The sequence below is a fragment of the Hydrogenophaga pseudoflava genome, from assembly GCF_031020795.1.
Lineage (GTDB): Bacteria > Pseudomonadota > Gammaproteobacteria > Burkholderiales > Burkholderiaceae_C > Hydrogenophaga > Hydrogenophaga pseudoflava_A.
Map to the genome: position 1 here is coordinate 193,537 of NZ_JAVHJP010000005.1, position 17,395 is coordinate 210,931.

Below are 17,395 nucleotides of genomic sequence, written 5' to 3' on the forward strand. Positions count from 1 at the left end.
TGAGAAGAATCAGAAGAAGGTGGTCTCACTGCCCCCGCTCTTTGCGGGGAGTGACTGCGCGCCCGCGGTGGCCTGGCGCTGCTCGTCGGTCGTGTAGCCCGCGGTCAGCAGCGTCTCCCACTCCGATGCGTCGGGCACCCGCCCCTCGGCCAGCGACACCTGGAGTCGCCGGGCGGCCTCGTCCATCGAATGGCGCACCTGGTCCACGATCTGGTTGACGCGGTCCTGGAACTGAAAGGCGATCAGGAGCTGCTCGACCTGGCCCTTGACCATGGCGCCGCGCTCGCGCAGTTCGGCGGCGCGCTGGTGCAGCCCGCTGACGGCGCCATGCATCTGCTCGATCACATCGTTGACGATCTGGCCCGACGACTGCACCGACTGCCGGTCGCTGGCCGCCTGCTGGTCGGCGTCGCGCAGCACGGTCTGCATGTGCGACCCGAAGCGGCCGACCTGGTCCGCGATGTTCTTGCCCGTGCTGCCCGACTCACCGGACAGGCGGCGCACCTCGGCCGCCACCACCGAGAAGCCGCGCCCGCTCTCGCCCGCACGGGCGGCCTCGATGGCGGCGTTGATCGACAGCAGGTTGGTCTGGCGGGCGAGCTTGCCGACGTCCTCGGCCATCTGGGCCAGGCTCTCCGATGCGGTGGAGAGAGACCGCACCGAGCCGACCATGCGGTCGCGCGATTCGACAAAGCCCGAGAAGCGGGCCAGCAGCTCGTGCAGCCGCTCCTCGCACCGGGCCAGCGTGTCGGCGCGGGTGTCCACGTCCGAAGCACTCATACCCGCGCCAGTGTCCGCGGCCACGATGGCGTCCAGTTCCTGCAGGATGGTGGTGAAGCCGCCCAACAGGGTCTGCGTGGCCTCGTGCATCTGTTCCTGCGCGGTGCCCAGGTGGGTTGACCACAGCGCCGAGGCCTGGCTCAGGCGCTGCGCCACTTCGTCCAGGACAGGTGCGGCCGCCGGCCGGGACGAGGCGGGCAACAGGCGGGCGAACGGCTGCATCAGCCAAGCGCCCAGTCCGCCGGACCGTTCCGCCAGCGGGGCATGGGGGTGCAACAGGACGGGCATACCAAAGTGCTCGAAGTGAATGAATGAGCAGTGATCCTGTCGACCGAACGCACTCAGCCGCAACAAATCGAATCACCGGTCTCTTCACTATCGACCAGTCCGAACCGGGCTTAAGCCCGGAACAATGGCTGGGTATACCCGCTGTTTGACCGAGCGGTTTCAGGCCAACGGCCGGATCGGCACGCTGCGCCGCAGCGGCCGTTCGGGCTGCTCGGCCCGCGCCCGCAGCTGGCCGCAGCCCCCGTCCACGTCCTGCCCCGCCGACATGCGCAGCTTGGTCAGGATGTGGCGGCGGTGCAGGCGGCGCGCCATGTCGGCCGCCTTCTCCCAGCTTGGGCGCTGGTAGGGCATGCCTTCGGTGGTGTTGTACGGAATCAGGTTGAGGATGGCGTACTTGCCCGTGAGCAGGCGCACGAGGCCCTCGATCTCGTCGTCGCCGTCGTTCACGCCGTCCAGCAGCGTCCACTGGTATTGAATGGGGTAGCCGGTGGCGCGGGCGTAGGCCTCGCCGGCGTCGACCAGCTCTTCGGGCGAGAGCAGCGGCGCGCGCGGCAGCAGCTCGCGGCGCAGCTCGGCCTTGGTGGTGTGCAGCGACAGCGCCAGCGCGGGCTTGACCGCGCCGCGCGGCAGTTCATCGAACACGCGCGGGTCGCCCACGGTGGAGAACACCAGGTTCTTGTGGCCGATGTTGCCGGCCGTGCCCAGCAGCTCGATGGCCTCCATGACGTTGTCCAGGTTGTGGGCCGGTTCGCCCATGCCCATGAACACCACCTTCTTCACCGGCCGGCGCGTGCGCGCCAGCGCCACCTGGGCCACGATCTCGGCGCTGCCAAGCTGGCGGATCAGCCCCGTGGTGCCGGTCATGCAGAAGCGGCAGCCCACGGCGCAGCCCACCTGGGTGGACACGCACAGGCCGGGCGTGCGGTCGGGCAGCAGCAGCACGCTTTCGACCAGCTGGCCGTCGCCCAGTTTGACCAGCAGGCGTTCGGAGCCGTCGTCGCCGGGGTGGGCCGATGCGAGCTGCGCGAGGCCCGCGAGTTCGGTCTCCAGCGCCGGCAGGGCGGCGCGCAGCGTGGCGGGCAGGAAGTGCTCGATCTGCCGTTTGCCCGCCGTCTGCGGCAGGGCGTTGCTCCACAGGCGGAGCACACGGTGCTGGTGTTTGGGCAGGGCGCCGAGCGCGCCCAGGCGCTCGCGCAATTCAGAGATTCGCATGCCCGGGATTGTCCCTGAGGGTCGCGCTGAACGCCGTCCCGGCACAGAATGCGCCTTCACAAGGAGACTCCCCACGATGAAGTCCGTGTCATTCATCCAGCGCAACACGCAAGGCCACTGGGTCGGCGACGGCTTTCCGGTGCGCACCCTGTTCTCGTACAACGACGACCCCGCCGCGTTCTCGCCCTTCCTCATGCTCGACTACGGCGGCCCGGTGGTGTTCGAGCCGACCACGAAGCGGCGCGGCGTGGGCGCCCACCCGCACCGCGGCTTCGAGACCGTGACCATCGTCTACGACGGCGAGGTCACGCACCGCGACTCGTCCGGCGGCGGCGGCACCATCGGCCCCGGCGAGGTGCAGTGGATGACCGCCGCGGCGGGCATCGTGCACGAGGAGTTCCACAGCGAGGCCTACGCCCGCAGCGGCGGCCCGTTCCGCATGGTGCAGCTGTGGGTGAACCTGCCGGCGCGCGACAAGATGGCGGCGCCCGGTTACCAGGGCATCACCGCGGCGCAGATCCCGACCCTGCCGCTGACCGACGCGAGCGGCGCCGCCGCCGGCACGGTGCGCCCCATCGCCGGCACCTTCGACGGCACCACCGGCCCGGCCCGGACCTTCACGCCCATGCAGGTCTGGGACGTGCAGCTGAAAGCCGGCCACACCGTGACGCTGCCCGCGCCCGAGGGCCACACCACGGTGCCGCTGGTCTACCAGGGCCGGGTGAAAACCGCCGACGGCCAGGAAGCCGGCGACGCGGAAATGATCGTCTACGCCCGCGACGGTGAAGGCGTGCAGCTCACCGCGCTGGCCGACACCACGCTGCTGTGGCTGTGCGGCGAACCCATCGACGAGCCGGTGGTGGGCTACGGCCCCTTCGTGATGAACACCCCGCAGGAAATCCAGCAGGCGTTCGTCGATTTCCAGAGCGGCAAGATGGGGAGGCTCTGACATGTTGGAGATGCTGATCACCGCGCGCCCCGGCGACCTCGGCCACGGCCTGACCGTGCGGCGCGTGCTGCCGTACGCCAAGCGCCGCCACGTGGGGCCCTTCGTCTTCCTCGACCACGCCGGCCCGGTGACGCTGGCACCCGAGCATGTGCGCGCCGCCGATGTGAGGCCGCACCCGCACATCGGCCTGTCCACCGTGAGCTACCTGCTCAGCGGCATGATCACGCACCGCGACAGCCTGGGCATCCGCCAGGACATCCGCCCCGGCGACGTGAACTGGATGACCGCCGGCCGCGGCATCAGCCACTCCGAGCGCTTCACCCACCCCGACTCCTTCGCGGGCGGCGGGCTGGAGCTGATGCAGTTCTGGGTCGCGCTGCCCGAGGCCGACGAGGAGTGCGAGCCTGCCTTCGACCACTACCCGCAGGCCCTGATGCCCGAGCGCGAGGAGGACGGCGTCTGGTGGCGCCTGTTCGCCGGCAGCGCCTACGGGCTGACCACGCCGGTGCGCACGCACTCGCCGCTGTTCGCGCTGCACGCGCAGCTGCGGCCCGGCGCCCCGCTGGCCCTGCCCCCTGGCCACGCCGAACAGGCGGTGTACGTGGCGCGCGGCGCCGTGACCCTCGGCGACACGACCGCGGAGCCCGGCCAGCTGCTGGTGTTCACCGGCGAGGGGGATGCGGTGACGGCCGGCCCCCAAGGGGCGACGCTGATGGTCTTCGGCGGCCAGCCGCTGGGCGAGCGCCACATGTTCTGGAACTTCGTGTCCTCGCGCAAGGAGCGCATCGAGCAGGCCAAGGCCGACTGGCAGGGCGGCCGCTTCGCCCTGCCGCCGGACGACCACGACGAGTGGATCCCGCTGCCCTGAAGGCGCGCATTCGGTCACACCCGGGCACCTGAGGGCCGCGGCACAATGCCGGGATGTCCCTTTTCGACCGACTGTTCGGCACCCGCTCTGCGGAACAACCCGGGTCGCGCCCGCCGGCCGACCGCCGGGCCGCGGTGGACGGTTCGTCCGCGGCCCACGAGGCCGCCCGCCTGCTGCGCGCGCCCACGGCGCTGATGCAGCTCAGCGAGGCCGAGGCGCTGACCGTGGTCGGCTTCATGCAGCCCAAACGCCTCAAGAGCGGCACGACCATCATCCGCCAGGGCGAGGCCACCGACACCGGCTACATGGTGCTGGTGCTCGAAGGCGAAATCACCGTGGAGACGCTGATCGCGCGCCGCGTCAACCCGGTCACCGTGACCGTGCTCGGCCCGGGCAGCCTGATCGGGGAGATGGCCCTGGTCGACGGTGGCGCGCGCTCGGCCTCCTGCACCGCAAGCACCGACGTGGCCTGCGCCGTGCTCACGCGCGAAGCCCTGGAGGCACTGACCGCGGAACAGCCGGCCACCGCCGCCAAGCTGATGGCCGCCGTGGCCCAGCGCCTGGCCGAGCGCCTGCGCGACAGCGGCCACAAGCTGCAGGTCTACAGCCAGCTGGTGCAGACCATGCAGGGTGAGATCGACAGGCTCATGCCGACGCCTGACCAGCGCCGCTGAAGCGCCGCGTGGCGTGGGCCGCTCAGGCGGCGTGCAGCTTGAACACCTTGACCGCGTCCAGCAGATGGGTGGCTTGGTCGCGCAGGCTGGCGGCGGCGGCGGCCGACTCTTCGACCAGCGCCGAGTTCTGCTGGGTCATCTGATCCAGGTTCGCGACCGCCAGGTTCACCTCGCCCACACCGGTCGCCTGCTCCTGATTGGCCTGGCGCATGGTGCCGACCAGCTCGTTCACCCGTTGTACCGACTCGACAATCTGCTGCATGGTGTGGCCGGCGCTGTTCACCAGCGCGCCGCCCGACTCCACCCGCTGCACCGATTCGCTGATCAGGTCCTTGATCTCCCGGGCCGCCTCGGCCGAGCGTGTGGCCAGCGACCGCACTTCCGACGCCACCACCGCAAAACCGCGCCCGTGATCGCCCGCGCGGGCCGCCTCGACGGCGGCATTGAGCGCCAGGATGTTGGTCTGGAAGGCGATACCGTCGATCACGCCGGTGATGTCGGCGATGCGCCGCGAGGAGTGGGTGATCTGGTCCATGGTGGTCATCACCTCGGCCACCACGCGGCTGCCATCGGCCGCACTGTGCGAGGCCTGCTGCGAGATGTCGCCCGCCTGGTTGGCGGCGGCGGCGTTGCGCGTCACCGTCTCGTTGATCTCGGCCATGGCGGCCGCCGTCTGTTCCAGGTTGGACGCCGTCTGTTCGGTGCGGCCCGACAGATCGTTGTTGCCGGCGGCAATCTCCGAGGCCGCGGTCTCCATGCTGTGCGCCGACTCCTGCACCATGCCCACCATGCGCCGAAGGTTGGCGCTCATCATGGCCATCGAGCGCAGCAGCTGCCCCACCTCATCGTGACCGTCGCGCACCCGGATGTCCTGGCTGATGTCGCCCTGGGCGATGGCGTGCGCCACCCGGTTGGCCTTGTTCAGGCCCTTCACGATGGAGCGCGAGATGCTGCGCGCGAGCAGCACCGTGACCACCAGCGTCGCGCCCACGATCATCGCCAGCTTGCGGACATACGAAAAGAGTTCGGCCTTCAGGTCGTCGATGTAGATGCCCGAACCGATCACCCAACCCCAGGGCTCGAAGCCCTTGACATAGGACAGCTTCTCCACCGGCCGGTCCTGTCCCGGCTTGGGCCAGAGGTAGGGCACGAAGCCCTGCTGTTCTTTGCGGACCTTGTCGGCGAAGGCCACGAACAGCGCCAATCCGTTGGGGTCCTTCATGCCACTCACGTCGGTGCCATCCAGCGCCGGCTTGATCGGGTGCATCACGACCCGCGGGGTCATGTCGTTGATCCAGAAGTACTCGTTGCCTTCGTAGCGCAGCTTCGAGATCGCGCCCTTGGCAAGCGCCTGGGCGGCCGCGCGGTCCATCTGTCCGCTGGTTTCCAGCCCGTGGGCCCAGGCCACGATGCCATGCGCCACCTCCACGGTGCGCCGGGTGGCATCCTGCCGCGCGGCGTAGCCGTGCCGGTAGGTTTCAACCCCCTGCCACGCCGCCAGAGCCACCAGACAGGCAATGCCCAGAAACGCCAGGAACCGCAGTTTGGCCACGATGGACCAGCGCTGAAACCAGTAATGCATGAGATCCCTCTGAGTTGAATCCGCCTTCGGCAGCGGCGTGAGCAGCCCCAGTCTGGAGCGCCTTTCTCTCATGCAATCGGTCGATGAGCCCGGAAATTGAGTGCTTTATGTCACGCTTGCGGGCTCATTCGGCGCGGGCGCGGCCAAGGCGCCCGACGCCTCAGGTGTTGGGCGCGGTCTTGGCGCTCCAGACCATGGTGACGGCCAGGATGCCCAGCACCACGCCCAGCGACACCGCCACCGGGATCTTGAAGATGTCGATCAGCATCATCTTGCTGCCGATGAACACCAGGATCACCGCCAGACCGTAGTTCAGCAGGTGGAAGCGGCTGGCCGCGGCCTGCAGCAGGAAGAACATGGCGCGCAGGCCGAGGATGGCGAACACGTTGCTGGTGAGCACGATGAACGGGTCCTTGGTGATGGCGAAGATGGCCGGGATGGAGTCCACCGCAAAAATCACGTCGGTCAGGCCCACCATGGCGATCACCATCAGCAGCGGCGTGGCGATCTTCTTGCCGTTCTCGATGGTGAAGAACTTTTCACCGTCGTAGTGCTTGCTCACCGGCATCACGCGGCGCAGCAGCTTGAGCGCCGGGTTGTCGTCCAGGCTCTCTTCCTTGCCGGCGGCCCACCACATCTTGACGCCGGTGAGGATCAGGAAGGCGCCGAACACATAGAGGATCCAGTGGAACTGCGCCAGCAGCCAGCCGCCCACCAGGATCATGATGGTGCGCAGCACGATGGCGCCCAGGATGCCGATCATCAGCACCCGCTTCTGGAAGGCCGGCGGCACCGCGAAGTAGGTGAAGATCAGCAGGAACACGAAGATGTTGTCCACCGCCAGGCTCTTCTCGATCAGGTAACCGGTCAGGAACTCCAGCGACTTCTCGTTGGCCAGCGCGGTCGAGCCGGTGGTGTCCTTGATGGCCCACCACAGCAGACCGTTGAAGACGAAGCTCACCGCCACCCAGGCCAGCGACCAGTTGAGCGCCTCCTTCACGCCCACGGCGTGCGCGCCCTGCTTCTTGAGCACGACGAAGTCAACGAACAGGGCCGCGAGCACGAAGGCGACGAAGACGCCCCAGAGCCAGAGGGGTGCGATGGTTTCCATGAATGACAGACCTTTTCTTGAGGACGGTGTTGATCGGATGAAGAACACCCTCCAAGGTCTGGCCGGGACCGGGCATGGCGCCCGGCCCGGGGCATCCGGCGGCCTCTCGGTGAAGACCGCGTACTGACGGATGCCCCACCCGCCGAAGCCGGGCTGTGCGTCCGGTGGCGGGCTGGTTACTCCCCTTGATGGGAGCCGCGATTGTGCAAGCGCCTTGCATGTCCGCCGCCGGGAAGGTTCTTCCGGAAAAAACAGAAAGTGGCGAGGAGTCACATCCGGTTTCGATTGCTGACAACTTGCCGCTTCATTCCCTTGAGCCCCGGGCGATACAGCCAGGGACCAACCCACGGAAAAGGAGGCGTCAGATGATGTTCACGAACAACACGGACGAGTGGCTGCAGGAGGTCGATCTCTGGAACCGGCGCGAGACCGAAGACCTGCTTGCCACACTGGAGCAACGGCAATCGGTCGGCATGTTCGAGTTCGCGTCCAGCGACGACCGCGGGCGGGGCTACGTGATGACCCCCCACACCAACAGCGTCCTGGTTTTGGCTTCGGACGCGGAGCGCCTGGCACTGGCCGAGCGGCTGCGCCGCTCCCTGCGCGGGGAGTGGGACAGCTGCCTGATGGTCTACATGAGCGCAGCACCAGCCACCGGAACAGCCGATGGGGCGCGGTCGCGCCTGATGTAGCTCAGGCCGCTTCCTTGTAGAAAGGCTGCCGCCCCACCGCCCGCGGCGCCTGGCTCGCCACCGCGTCGTGGATCGCGCCGATGTGCTGCGGCGTGGTGCCGCAGCAGCCGCCCACGATGTTGACCAGGCCCTCGGCCGCGAACTCCTTGAGCAGGCGGCTGGTGACCTCGGGCGTTTCGTCGAAGCCGGTGTCGCTCATCGGGTTGGGCAGGCCGGCGTTGGGGTAGCAGCTGATGAAAGTGTCGCCCGCGACCTTGGCCAGTTCCTGGATGTAGGGGCGCATCAGCGTGGCGCCCAGCGCGCAGTTCAGGCCCACGGCCAGCGGCTGGATGTGGCGCACGCTGGCCCAGAAGGCGGTGACGGTCTGGCCGCTCAGGATGCGGCCGGAGGCGTCCGTCACGGTGCCGCTGATGATGACCGGCAGGCGCTCGCCGCTCTTCTCGAAGTATTCGTCGATGGCGAACAGCGCGGCCTTGGCGTTGAGCGTGTCGAAGATGGTCTCCACCAGCAGCACGTCGGCGCCGCCCTCGACCAGCGCCTCCACCTGTTCGTAGTAGGCGGCGCGCAGCTGCTCGAAGGTGACGTTGCGGGCGCCGGCGTCGTTCACGTCGGGGCTGATGCTGGCCGTCTTGGGCGTGGGGCCCAGGGCGCCGGCCACGAAGCGCGGCTTGTCGGGCGTGCTGTACTTGTCGCAGGCTTCGCGGGCGATGCGGGCCGAGGCCAGGTTCATCTCGCGCGCCAGGTGGGCCATGTCGTAGTCTTCCTGCGCGATGGTCGTGGCGCCGAAGGTGTTGGTCTCGATCAGGTCGGCGCCGGCCGCGAGGTAGCCTTCGTGGATGTCGCGGATCACGTCGGGGCGCGTGAGGCTCAGCAGCTCGTTGTTGCCCTTGACGTCCTTGTGGAAGTCCTTGAAGCGCTCGCCGCGGTACTGCGCCTCGCCCAGCTTGAAGCGCTGGATCATGGTGCCCATGGCGCCGTCGAGGATGGCGATGCGTTGGGACAGGATCTGGGGCAGCGCCTGGGCGCGGGTGTAGACGGGCGTTTTCATGATCCCGCGATTGTAGGAAACGGTCCCCGGCCGGCCGTGGTCATGGGCTTCGGCGCCGACCCTGTTTTCTATACTGAGCCGCTTCAGGAGGTGTGTCGTGCAACTGCGTGAGGGCCCATGGGCCGCTGGCCCGGGCCACCGGGCGTTGGCATGGGGGCTTTGCGCCCTGCTGGCGGGCTGCGACCAGATCGGCACGTGGGGCGCGGAGCGCAGCCACACGGTGCTGGCGGTGATCGAGCGGGCGCCGGGCCCGTTCGGACAGGTGAGCTGGCACGCGGACTACCGCGCCGAGGACTGCCCTGCGGGCGCGCCGTCCGGTGGCGACTTGAGCGTGCCCCTGCCGGTCGTACACAAGGGCGGACAGCACTACGAGACCACGATCCCCGCTCGCCCGGCGGCCGGCGCGGAACAGGACCGCTGCCGCTGGCGGCTGGTGTCCACCTCGGCCCGTTTTGCGGCCACCGCCGCCGAGGGCGACGAGGTCTTCGAGGCCCGCCTGACGGCCGAGGATCTGACGCGGGAACGGCCGGTGGTCCTGTACTACTGGCGCGGCACCTACCCGCGCATGCCGGGGGCGATCATCACCCGCTCGCTCGGGGAGCCGGACCGCCAGGTGTTCCGTCCCGAATTCCAGAACCAGCTGTTCACCATCACGCTGACGCCCCGGGCGGCCAGTTGACCCGCCCGCCGCCGCGGCACTGGGGCCGTGGCCTCAACGACAATACGCCTCCATGAAACACCTGCTCCCGACCGAGGCTTGGGCCTGGCTGCAAGACCAGACCGCGCAGCGCGCCGCCCGGGGCCTGGAGCCCCCGCTGTTCGTCGATGTGCGCATGGAGATCGAGTCGCTCTACGTCGGCCGGCCGCCCGGCGTGGTGCACATCGCCTGGTACGAGTACCCGGACCTCACCACCGATCCGAGGGCTTTTGCCGCCGCCGTGGAAGCCGAGGCCGGCGACAAGGCGCGCCCGGTGCTGCTGATCTGCCGCAGCGGCAAGCGCACGCAGGACGCTGCTGCCGCGCTGGAAGCCGCCGGCTTCACGGACGTGCTGCACGTGGTGCACGGTTTCGAAGGCGATCTGGACGACCAGTTCAAGCGCAGCACGGTCAACGGCTGGCGCCACGACGGCCTGCCCTGGGAACAGATGTGATCGACATTTCCTCCGAAGGTGAGACGCTCGAAGCCTGCGCCGAGGTGCTGCAGGCGGTGTTCGGTTACGAGGCCTTCCGCGGCCCGCAGGCGGGCATCGTCACGCACGTCAGCGACGGCGGCGACGCCCTGGTGCTCATGCCCACCGGCGGCGGCAAGAGCCTGTGTTACCAGATCCCGGCCATCGTGCGCCAGCGCGCCGGGCATGGCGTGTCCATCGTGGTCTCGCCGCTGATCGCGCTGATGCACGACCAGGTCGGCGCCCTGCTCGAAGCCGGCGTGGACGCGGCCTTCCTGAACTCCAGCCTCACCAGCGACGAGGCGCAGCAGATCGAGCGCCGCCTGCTCAAGGGCGAGATCACGATGCTCTACGCCGCGCCCGAGCGGCTGACCACGCCGCGCTTCCTGGCGCTGCTCGATTCGCTGCACGAACGCGGTCTGCTCTCGCTGTTCGCGATCGACGAGGCGCACTGCGTGAGCCAGTGGGGCCACGACTTCCGGCCCGAGTACCGCGAGCTGGCGGTGCTGCACGAGCGCTACGTAGGTGTGCCGCGCATCGCGCTGACCGCCACGGCCGACGACCTGACGCGCGAGGACATCGTGACGCACCTGCAGCTGCAGGACGCGCGGCGTTTTGTCAGCAGCTTCGACCGGCCCAACATCCGCTACAGCATCGTCGAGAAGAAGGACGGCACGCAGCAGCTGCTGCGCTTCATCCGCGACGAGCACATGAACGGCCAGGGCCACGACGCCGGCATCGTCTACTGCCAGTCGCGCAAGCGGGTGGAAGAAGTGGCGGCCCTGCTGGTGGACCACGGCCTGAACGCCCTGCCCTACCACGCGGGCCTGGACTCGACCGTGCGCCAGAAGCACCAGGACCGCTTCCTGCGCGAAGAAGGTCTGATCATGGTCGCCACCATCGCCTTCGGCATGGGCATCGACAAGCCCGACGTGCGCTTCGTGGCCCACCTGGACATGCCCAAGAACATCGAGGGCTATTACCAGGAAACCGGCCGCGCCGGCCGCGACGGCGAGCCGGCCGACGCCTGGATGGTCTACGGCCTGCAGGACGTGGTGAACCAGCGCCGCATGATCGACGAGAGCCCGGCGGGCGACGCGTTCAAGCAGGTGCTGCGCGGCAAGCTCGACGCCCTGCTGGCGCTGGCCGAGGCCAGCGACTGCCGGCGCGTGCGGCTGCTGAGTTACTTTGGCGAGGCCAGCCAGCCTTGCGGCAACTGCGACAACTGCCTGCACCCGCCCGAACTCAACGACGCCACCGAGGCCGCGCGCAAGATGCTCTCGTGCATCTACCGCGTGCAGCAGGCCAGTGGCACGGCCTTCGGCGCGGGCCACCTGATGGACATCCTGCGAGGCAAGGTGACCGACAAAGTCACCCAGTACGGGCACGACAGGCTCAGCACCTTCGGCATCGGCGCCGACCTCAGCGAGAGCCAGTGGCGCGCGCTGCTGCGCCAGCTGATCGCGCGCGAGGCGGTGCGGGTGGACGACGCCCCGTACAACACCCTGCACCTGGCCGATGGCGCCCGCCCCATCCTCAAGGGCGAGTCCCAGGTCTGGCTGCGCGAGGTCACCGAGTCCAAGGGCGCCCGACGCAGCGGCCGCAAGATCGCGCGCGACGCGGTGGCGCCCGACGGCCAGCCGCTGTCGCTGTCCGAACGCGAGTGCCTGGACGCGCTCAAGGCCTGGCGCGCGGAGGTGGCGCGCGAGCACAACCTGCCGGCCTTCGTGATCTTCCACGACGCCACGCTGCGTGCGATTGCCGCGCAGAAACCGCGCTCGATGGCCGATCTGGACGGCATTTCCGGCATCGGCCAGAAAAAACGCGAGGCCTACGGCGCCGAGGTGCTGCGCGTGGTGAGTGCTTTCGATTAAAGCCCGCCGGCCTTGCGCCGATACGGCTGTCAACCATCGTCTGACCACCCGACCGCCCGTCGGAAATGGGGCTGTTTTCCGGTCCATTTCTCTCAAGACCCCACCCCGCCCGCCGAAGAACCAGAGGAAGCCGGTGGACTGCCGGCACCAAGACTTCAGCGGAGAGTGACCATGTTTTTCAAGCTGCCCTGGTTCGGACAGAAAGAAGCCAGCTACCACGACACCCAGGTCCTGGAAATGGACTTCCTGGTGAGCGAATTCGAGGACGCCGTGTCCGACATCCAGGACCCGCTGCGCACACGGTTGCACGCAGCCCTGCTGGCGTGCCGCAACCCGCAGGACCTCTGGTTCCTGCGCGGCAAGCTGTTCAACCTGATCTCCAAGCACCACTGCGAAGGCGTGGCCCACCAGCGCGTTTCCCGGCTGGACCAGAAGCTGCAGTTTTTCGTGAACCACCACCCGGACCACACCCCCGAGGAACTGCCGTCGGGTCCGATGGCCCTGTTGCACTGACCGGGACCGGCCCGGTCACAGAAGCCGCCGCGCGCCGCAGGGTGCGGGCGGCTTCGCCATTTCCGGCGCGCCGTCGGCGGGTGCCCGCACCGGTGCATGGCCATCTCGCCTTTCCTAGAATCCGGGCCATGTCCCATGCTCCCCTGCTCATCCTCAAGACCGGCTCCACCCATGCCCACATCCGCGACCGGCTGGGCGACTTCGACGACTGGATCGCCGCCGGGCTGCGCGAGGGCGGCGCCACGGTGCTGGCGACACACGACGCACAGGCCGGTGGGTTGCCCGACGCGCCCGAGCGGTTTTCGGGCGTGGTGCTCACCGGCTCGCACAGCATGGTGAGCGAGCGCGAGCCCTGGAGCGAGGCTCTCGTCCCCTGGCTGCAGGCCGCTGTCGCTGCCGGCACGCCGGTGCTGGGCATCTGCTACGGCCACCAGCTGCTGGCCCACGCGCTGGGCGGCGAGGTGACCCACCACCCCGACGGTGTGGAGATCGGCACCGTGACCGTGGAGCGCCATGCCGCGGCGGCCAATGACCCGCTGCTCGGCGGCCTGCCAGGGCGCTTTCCGGCGCAGGCGGTGCACTGGCAGTCGGTGCGCCGCCTGCCTGCAGACGCCGTGCTGCTGGCCGGCAGCGCGCACGAGGCGCACCACGCTTTCCGTGTTGGCGAACGCGCCTGGGGCGTGCAGTTCCACCCGGAGTTTTCCGACGCGGCGCTGCGCGCTTACCTCGACGGATTGGGGCCGACGCTGGCCACAGAAGGGTTGGATGCAGCACAGATTGCCGCCGCGCTCAGCCCGACGCCCGAAGCCGCCTCGGTGCTGCCCCGATTCGCCAGACTGGCGCTGGCCTGATCAGTGGACAAAGCCCATGCCGCGTGCTTCGCGCACCTCGGGCTTGATGCGGTGCTCGGCCTCGAGCTGGGCCAGAAACTCCTCCGGCGGCAAGGTCTCGGCCAGGATCTCGACCTGCCGCTTGACGGCCGCGAAGTCGCCGGGACACAGCTGCTCCAGCTTCGCCAGCCGTGAGCGGATCGCATCCGTCAGGCCGGCCTCGTCGCCGGCCAGCGCCTCGACCACGAACATGCGCTCGCGCTGGTCCCTGCGCAGCGGCTTGAACCGGATCTTGAAGGTGAAGCGCCGCAGCGCCGCCTGGTCGATCGCGTCCATGAGGTTGGTGGTGCAGACGAAGATGCCGTTGAAGCGCTCCATGCCCTGCAGCATCTCGTTGACCTCGGTCACCTCGTAGGTGCGCTGCGCGCCGCGCCGGTCCTGCAAAAAGCTGTCGGCCTCGTCCAGCAGCAGCACCGCCTTCTCGGCCTCGGCCTCGCGGAACATGGCCGCCATCTGCTGCTCGGTCTCGCCCACGAACTTGCTCACCAGATCGCTGGCGCGCCGGATCATCAGCGGCCGTTCGAGCTGCTTGGCGATGTGCTCGGCCAGCGCGGTCTTGCCGGTGCCCGGTGCGCCGTGGAAACACAGGCAGCCATGGCCACGCGCCTTGAGCGCCTCAACGATGCGGCCGATCTCGTAGCGGGACTCGACGTTCAGCATGTCCAGGCTGTACTGCGTGACTTCCGGGCGCATGCCCGCGTCGGGCCGGCGGCCCAGCGCCAGATCGGCGTTGCGCAGCTGGCGCTCGATCAGCTCGTCCAGCGTCGGGCTGGTGTCGGCCGCCACCTTCCTGCGCCGTCCCGGCACCTTGACCGGCGCGGCCGCCAGATGCGCAAAGCGCACCGCAGTGCGGATCTGCGCCGGCGTCAGCCCCTTGCGCGCGGTCAGCCGCGCCACCAGCGCCTCGGACACCGGCTCGCCTTCCAGCGTCTTGCGAACGAGCTGCTCACGCGCGCCGGGCGGCGGGCTCTTGAGTTCCAGGTGGTAGGCGAAGCGGCGGCGGAACGCCGGGTCGATCTGCTCGATGCGGTTGGTCACCCAGATGGTCGGCACCGCGTTGGATTCGAGGATCTGGTTGACCCAGGCCTTGCCGCTGACGCTGTGGCTCTGCGGCGCCGGCACCTGCTCGGCACGCGCCATGAACTGGGCCGCCTCGCTGCTGATGGGCGGAAACACGTCCTCCACCTCGTCGAACAGCAGGGCCGAATGCGCCGTGCCCTTGAGGAAGACCTGGGCGATTTGCAGAGAGCGGTAGCGGTCACGGCCCGAGAGCGCGTTGCCGTCGCGGTCGGCGTATTCCACCTCGAACAGCTCCAGCCCCGCGGCCTGCGCGACCACGCGCGCCAGCTCGGTCTTGCCGGTGCCTGGCGGGCCGTAGAGCAGGATGTTGACGCCCGGCTCCTTGCGCGCCACCGCCTCGCGCAGCAGGCCGCTGAGCAGGCGCACGTCGTCGGCGACGTAATCGAAATCCTTGGGCGTGAGCGCCGAGCGTGCCGCCGGCCGCGTGAACACCGCCATCAGCTCGCTCTCGCTGCGGTACTCGCGCATCAGCACCGGCGGCAGCTTCTCGCTGACCTTCATCAGGTCGGCCAGGTCGGTGATGTTGTGTTCGGAGATCAGGTTCTCCACCATGCCGATGCGTTCCAGCCGCGAGCCGGCGCGCAGCGCCTCGCCCACTTCGCTGGCCTTCACGCCGGCCACGTCGGCGATCGCCGCGTAGGCCTCGGGTGCGTTGTTGACCTTGAACTCCACCAGGATGGAGCGCAGGTCGCGCTGGTAGCGCGCCAGCGTGCCGTAGAGCAGCAGCGCGCGCTCGGCGCGGTTGAGCTGCAGCAGGTTGGCCAGCGCGTCGATGTTCTTCTCCACCAGCGTGCTCTGCTTCTTCAGCGCCTGGTTGAGCCAGTCTCCGGTCACTGCCAGCACCGACAGCAGGTCCTTGGGCGACTCCTTGGCGTACTCGTCGAGATAGAAGAACAGCGTGCCTTCCTCATAGGGGCCGCGCCAGACGCCGTAGCGCTCCATGAACGCGGCCGTGGAGAGCTGCTCGTTGCCGGTCCAGAGTTCGTTGTCCTTGCAGCGGCGGGCCAGGAACTCGCGCAGGCGCGTGAGCACGGTCATCGGCCAGACCAGGTGGCGGCCGGCCAGCGCCAGCAGGGTGTTGAGGTCGCGGCGCACGTTGAAGCGCTGCCCCTGGCGGGCGGCGAGCGTGAGCACGAAGTGCGAGCACATCAGGTCCAGCACCGGCGCCTGGCGCAGCCCGGTCGGCACGAACACGCGCGCGTCCGACGCCGGGCTGTGCCGGGGTTCGGGGCCCGGGCGCGCCTCGGCCGGGCGCGGCGCCGCCGGCATGGCGCGCTGCAACAGGCGTTTGCTCATGAGGACACCTCCAGTCTAGACAACGGGGCATGCGGTCCGCGAAAGCGGATTGGAGCGGACCATAACCCAGCTTCATCCATCATGGAAGAGCATGATCCAGCGCGGTCCGGCGAGTTGTGGGGCCTTTCCCGCTCACTTGTGACAATCGTCCGGCGGCACAATCGGTCCATGCTGGAAAAAAGAGACATCGACGCCGCCGCTGAGCGCCTGAACGGCCAGGTGCTGGACACCCCTTGCGTGGAATCGCGCACGCTTTCGCAGCTCACCGGCTGCCAGGTGTTCCTCAAGTTCGAGAACCTGCAGTACACCGCGTCGTTCAAGGAGCGCGGTGCCTGCAACAAGCTCTCCCAGCTGTCGGCCGACGAACGGGCGCGCGGCGTGGTGGCCATGAGCGCCGGCAACCACGCCCAGGGCGTGGCCTATCACGCCCAGCGCCTGGGCATCCGCGCGGTGATCGTGATGCCGCGCTTCACCCCCGGCGTGAAGGTCGAGCGCACGCGCGGCTTCGGCGCCGAGGTCGTGCTGCACGGAGATACCCTGGAGGCGGCGCGCGCGCACGCCTACGCGCTGGCCGAGCAGCAGGGGCTGGTGTTCGTGCACCCGTACGACGATGAGGCCATCGTCGCCGGCCAGGGCACGGTGGCGCTGGAGATGCTGCGCGCGCAGCCCGACATCGACACGCTGGTGATCGCCATCGGCGGCGGCGGCCTGATCGCCGGCATGGCGACGGCGGCGCGCGCCGTGCGGCCGGACATCCGGATCGTCGGCGTGCAGACCGAGCGCTTCCCGGCCATGTACAACGCCATCAAGGGCACGCACCTGCCGCAGGGCAGCAGCACCATCGCCGAGGGCATCGCGGTCGGTACGCCGGGCGTGATCCCGCAGGCCATCATCCGGGACAAGGTCGACGACCTGCTGCTGGTCGACGAGGGCGACATCGAGCAGGCCATCGTGATGCTGCTGGAGATCGAGAAAACCCTGGTCGAGGGCGCGGGAGCGGCCGGACTGGCCGCCGTGCTCAAGCACCCGGAGCGCTTTGCCTCTCGCAAGGTGGGCCTGGTGCTGTGCGGCGGCAACATCGACCCGATGCTGCTGGCCTCGATCATCGAACGCGGCATGGTGCGGGCCGGCCGGCTCGCGCGCGTGCAGGTCAGCGCACGCGACGTGCCCGGCAACCTGGCGCGCATCACCGCCATCGTGGCTGAGGCTGGCGCCAACATCGACGAAGTCCACCACCAGCGCGCCTTCACCCTGCTGGCGGCGCAGAACGTGGCGATCGAGCTGGTGCTGCAGACCCGCGGGCGCGAGCACGTGCAGCAGGTGATCGACGCGCTCAAGGCCGCCGGCTTCGACGCCCAACTGATGTAAC

16 protein-coding genes are annotated in these 17,395 nt (G+C 69.0%); 10 read left to right on the plus strand and 6 right to left on the minus strand.

The features are described 5' to 3' along the window. Positions 1-9: 9 nt before the first annotated feature. Complete coding sequence (locus tag RCO38_RS17225; RefSeq protein WP_308329581.1) at positions 10-1,068, minus strand: methyl-accepting chemotaxis protein; 1,059 nt, start codon at positions 1,066-1,068, stop codon at positions 10-12. Positions 1,069-1,227: 159 nt separating this feature from the next. After that, entirely contained in the window at positions 1,228-2,280 is a 1,053-nt protein-coding gene (locus tag RCO38_RS17230; RefSeq protein ID WP_308329582.1) for an RNA methyltransferase, read from the minus strand. Between the two features lie 76 nt (positions 2,281-2,356). Here RCO38_RS17230 and RCO38_RS17235 point away from each other — a divergent pair, with 76 nt between their 5' ends. Genes RCO38_RS17235 through RCO38_RS17245 form a run of 3 tightly spaced genes read left to right on the plus strand, consistent with a single transcriptional unit; the run spans position 2,357 to position 4,771 of the window. After that, positions 2,357-3,229, plus strand: coding sequence for a pirin family protein (locus tag RCO38_RS17235; protein ID WP_308329583.1), 873 nt, complete (start codon positions 2,357-2,359; stop codon positions 3,227-3,229). Position 3,230: 1 nt separating this feature from the next. Then, complete coding sequence (locus RCO38_RS17240) at positions 3,231-4,097, plus strand: pirin family protein (RefSeq protein ID WP_308329584.1); 867 nt, start codon at positions 3,231-3,233, stop codon at positions 4,095-4,097. Positions 4,098-4,150: 53 nt separating this feature from the next. Next, positions 4,151-4,771: a cyclic nucleotide-binding domain-containing protein gene (locus tag RCO38_RS17245; protein WP_308329585.1), complete on the plus strand. Its 621-nt coding sequence runs from the start codon at positions 4,151-4,153 to the stop codon at positions 4,769-4,771. A gap of 22 nt (positions 4,772-4,793) precedes the next feature. On the opposite strand, the gene RCO38_RS17250 is transcribed toward RCO38_RS17245, so the two are convergent. Together RCO38_RS17250 and RCO38_RS17255 are read right to left on the minus strand one after the other, a co-directional pair. Next, entirely contained in the window at positions 4,794-6,353 is a 1,560-nt protein-coding gene (locus RCO38_RS17250) for a methyl-accepting chemotaxis protein (protein ID WP_308329586.1), read from the minus strand. Positions 6,354-6,513: 160 nt separating this feature from the next. Beyond that, the gene (locus tag RCO38_RS17255; RefSeq protein WP_308329587.1) at positions 6,514-7,464 is read right to left on the minus strand and encodes a TerC family protein; all 951 of its coding nucleotides are present in this window, start codon (positions 7,462-7,464) and stop codon (positions 6,514-6,516) included. 365 nt (positions 7,465-7,829) lie between these two features. On the opposite strand from RCO38_RS17255, the gene RCO38_RS17260 reads away from it, so the two are divergent. Continuing rightward, entirely contained in the window at positions 7,830-8,156 is a 327-nt protein-coding gene (locus RCO38_RS17260) for a hypothetical protein (RefSeq protein ID WP_308329588.1), read from the plus strand. A 1-nt stretch (position 8,157) separates the two neighbouring features. On the opposite strand, the gene RCO38_RS17265 is transcribed toward RCO38_RS17260, so the two are convergent. Beyond that, on the minus strand, positions 8,158-9,204 hold the full coding sequence (locus tag RCO38_RS17265; protein WP_308329589.1) for a homocysteine S-methyltransferase family protein: 1,047 nt from the start codon (positions 9,202-9,204) through the stop codon (positions 8,158-8,160). A gap of 97 nt (positions 9,205-9,301) precedes the next feature. Between RCO38_RS17265 and RCO38_RS17270 the strand changes: the two genes are divergently transcribed. The 5 genes from RCO38_RS17270 (at position 9,302) to RCO38_RS17290 (ending at position 13,611) form a co-directional block, all read left to right on the plus strand. After that, positions 9,302-9,883 carry a hypothetical protein gene (locus tag RCO38_RS17270; RefSeq protein WP_308329590.1) on the plus strand — a complete coding sequence of 194 codons (582 nt, stop codon included), beginning with the start codon at positions 9,302-9,304 and terminating at the stop codon, positions 9,881-9,883. Positions 9,884-9,935: 52 nt separating this feature from the next. Beyond that, entirely contained in the window at positions 9,936-10,355 is a 420-nt protein-coding gene (locus RCO38_RS17275; RefSeq protein WP_308329591.1) for a rhodanese-like domain-containing protein, read from the plus strand. Next, on the plus strand, positions 10,352-12,247 hold the full coding sequence (recQ, locus tag RCO38_RS17280) for a DNA helicase RecQ (protein ID WP_308329592.1): 1,896 nt from the start codon (positions 10,352-10,354) through the stop codon (positions 12,245-12,247). Before RCO38_RS17275 ends, recQ begins: the two co-directional genes overlap by 4 nt. A gap of 171 nt (positions 12,248-12,418) precedes the next feature. Then, entirely contained in the window at positions 12,419-12,760 is a 342-nt protein-coding gene (locus RCO38_RS17285) for a hypothetical protein (protein WP_308329593.1), read from the plus strand. A 128-nt stretch (positions 12,761-12,888) separates the two neighbouring features. Further along, positions 12,889-13,611, plus strand: a complete 723-nt coding sequence (locus RCO38_RS17290) for a glutamine amidotransferase (RefSeq protein ID WP_308329594.1) — start codon at positions 12,889-12,891, stop codon at positions 13,609-13,611. Here the strand turns inward: RCO38_RS17290 and RCO38_RS17295 are convergent, their stop codons facing one another. Then, positions 13,612-15,879 (minus strand): ATP-binding protein, encoded by a 2,268-nt coding sequence (locus RCO38_RS17295; protein ID WP_374694552.1) that lies wholly within the window; start codon positions 15,877-15,879, stop codon positions 13,612-13,614. It lies immediately after the preceding gene. 315 nt (positions 15,880-16,194) lie between these two features. Here RCO38_RS17295 and RCO38_RS17300 point away from each other — a divergent pair, with 315 nt between their 5' ends. Next, positions 16,195-17,394 (plus strand): threonine ammonia-lyase, encoded by a 1,200-nt coding sequence (locus RCO38_RS17300; protein ID WP_308329596.1) that lies wholly within the window; start codon positions 16,195-16,197, stop codon positions 17,392-17,394. Position 17,395 lies beyond the last annotated feature (1 nt).

Bases quoted from the DNA above. Each gene is read 5' to 3' on its own strand.
- RCO38_RS17295 (WP_374694552.1), bottom strand. From the start codon at position 15,879: ATGTGCTCGCACTTCGTGCTCACGCTCGCCGCCCGCCAGGGGCAGCGC.
- RCO38_RS17235 (WP_308329583.1), top strand. From the start codon at position 2,357: ATGAAGTCCGTGTCATTCATCCAGCGCAACACGCAAGGCCACTGGGTC.
- RCO38_RS17250 (WP_308329586.1), bottom strand. From the start codon at position 6,353: ATGCATTACTGGTTTCAGCGCTGGTCCATCGTGGCCAAACTGCGGTTC.
- RCO38_RS17265 (WP_308329589.1), bottom strand. From the start codon at position 9,204: ATGAAAACGCCCGTCTACACCCGCGCCCAGGCGCTGCCCCAGATCCTG.
- RCO38_RS17290 (WP_308329594.1), top strand. From the start codon at position 12,889: ATGTCCCATGCTCCCCTGCTCATCCTCAAGACCGGCTCCACCCATGCC.
- RCO38_RS17275 (WP_308329591.1), top strand. From the start codon at position 9,936: ATGAAACACCTGCTCCCGACCGAGGCTTGGGCCTGGCTGCAAGACCAG.
- RCO38_RS17260 (WP_308329588.1), top strand. From the start codon at position 7,830: ATGATGTTCACGAACAACACGGACGAGTGGCTGCAGGAGGTCGATCTC.
- RCO38_RS17300 (WP_308329596.1), top strand. From the start codon at position 16,195: ATGCTGGAAAAAAGAGACATCGACGCCGCCGCTGAGCGCCTGAACGGC.
- RCO38_RS17240 (WP_308329584.1), top strand. From the start codon at position 3,231: ATGTTGGAGATGCTGATCACCGCGCGCCCCGGCGACCTCGGCCACGGC.
- RCO38_RS17285 (WP_308329593.1), top strand. From the start codon at position 12,419: ATGTTTTTCAAGCTGCCCTGGTTCGGACAGAAAGAAGCCAGCTACCAC.
- RCO38_RS17255 (WP_308329587.1), bottom strand. From the start codon at position 7,464: ATGGAAACCATCGCACCCCTCTGGCTCTGGGGCGTCTTCGTCGCCTTC.
- RCO38_RS17245 (WP_308329585.1), top strand. From the start codon at position 4,151: ATGTCCCTTTTCGACCGACTGTTCGGCACCCGCTCTGCGGAACAACCC.
- RCO38_RS17225 (WP_308329581.1), bottom strand. From the start codon at position 1,068: ATGCCCGTCCTGTTGCACCCCCATGCCCCGCTGGCGGAACGGTCCGGC.
- RCO38_RS17230 (WP_308329582.1), bottom strand. From the start codon at position 2,280: ATGCGAATCTCTGAATTGCGCGAGCGCCTGGGCGCGCTCGGCGCCCTG.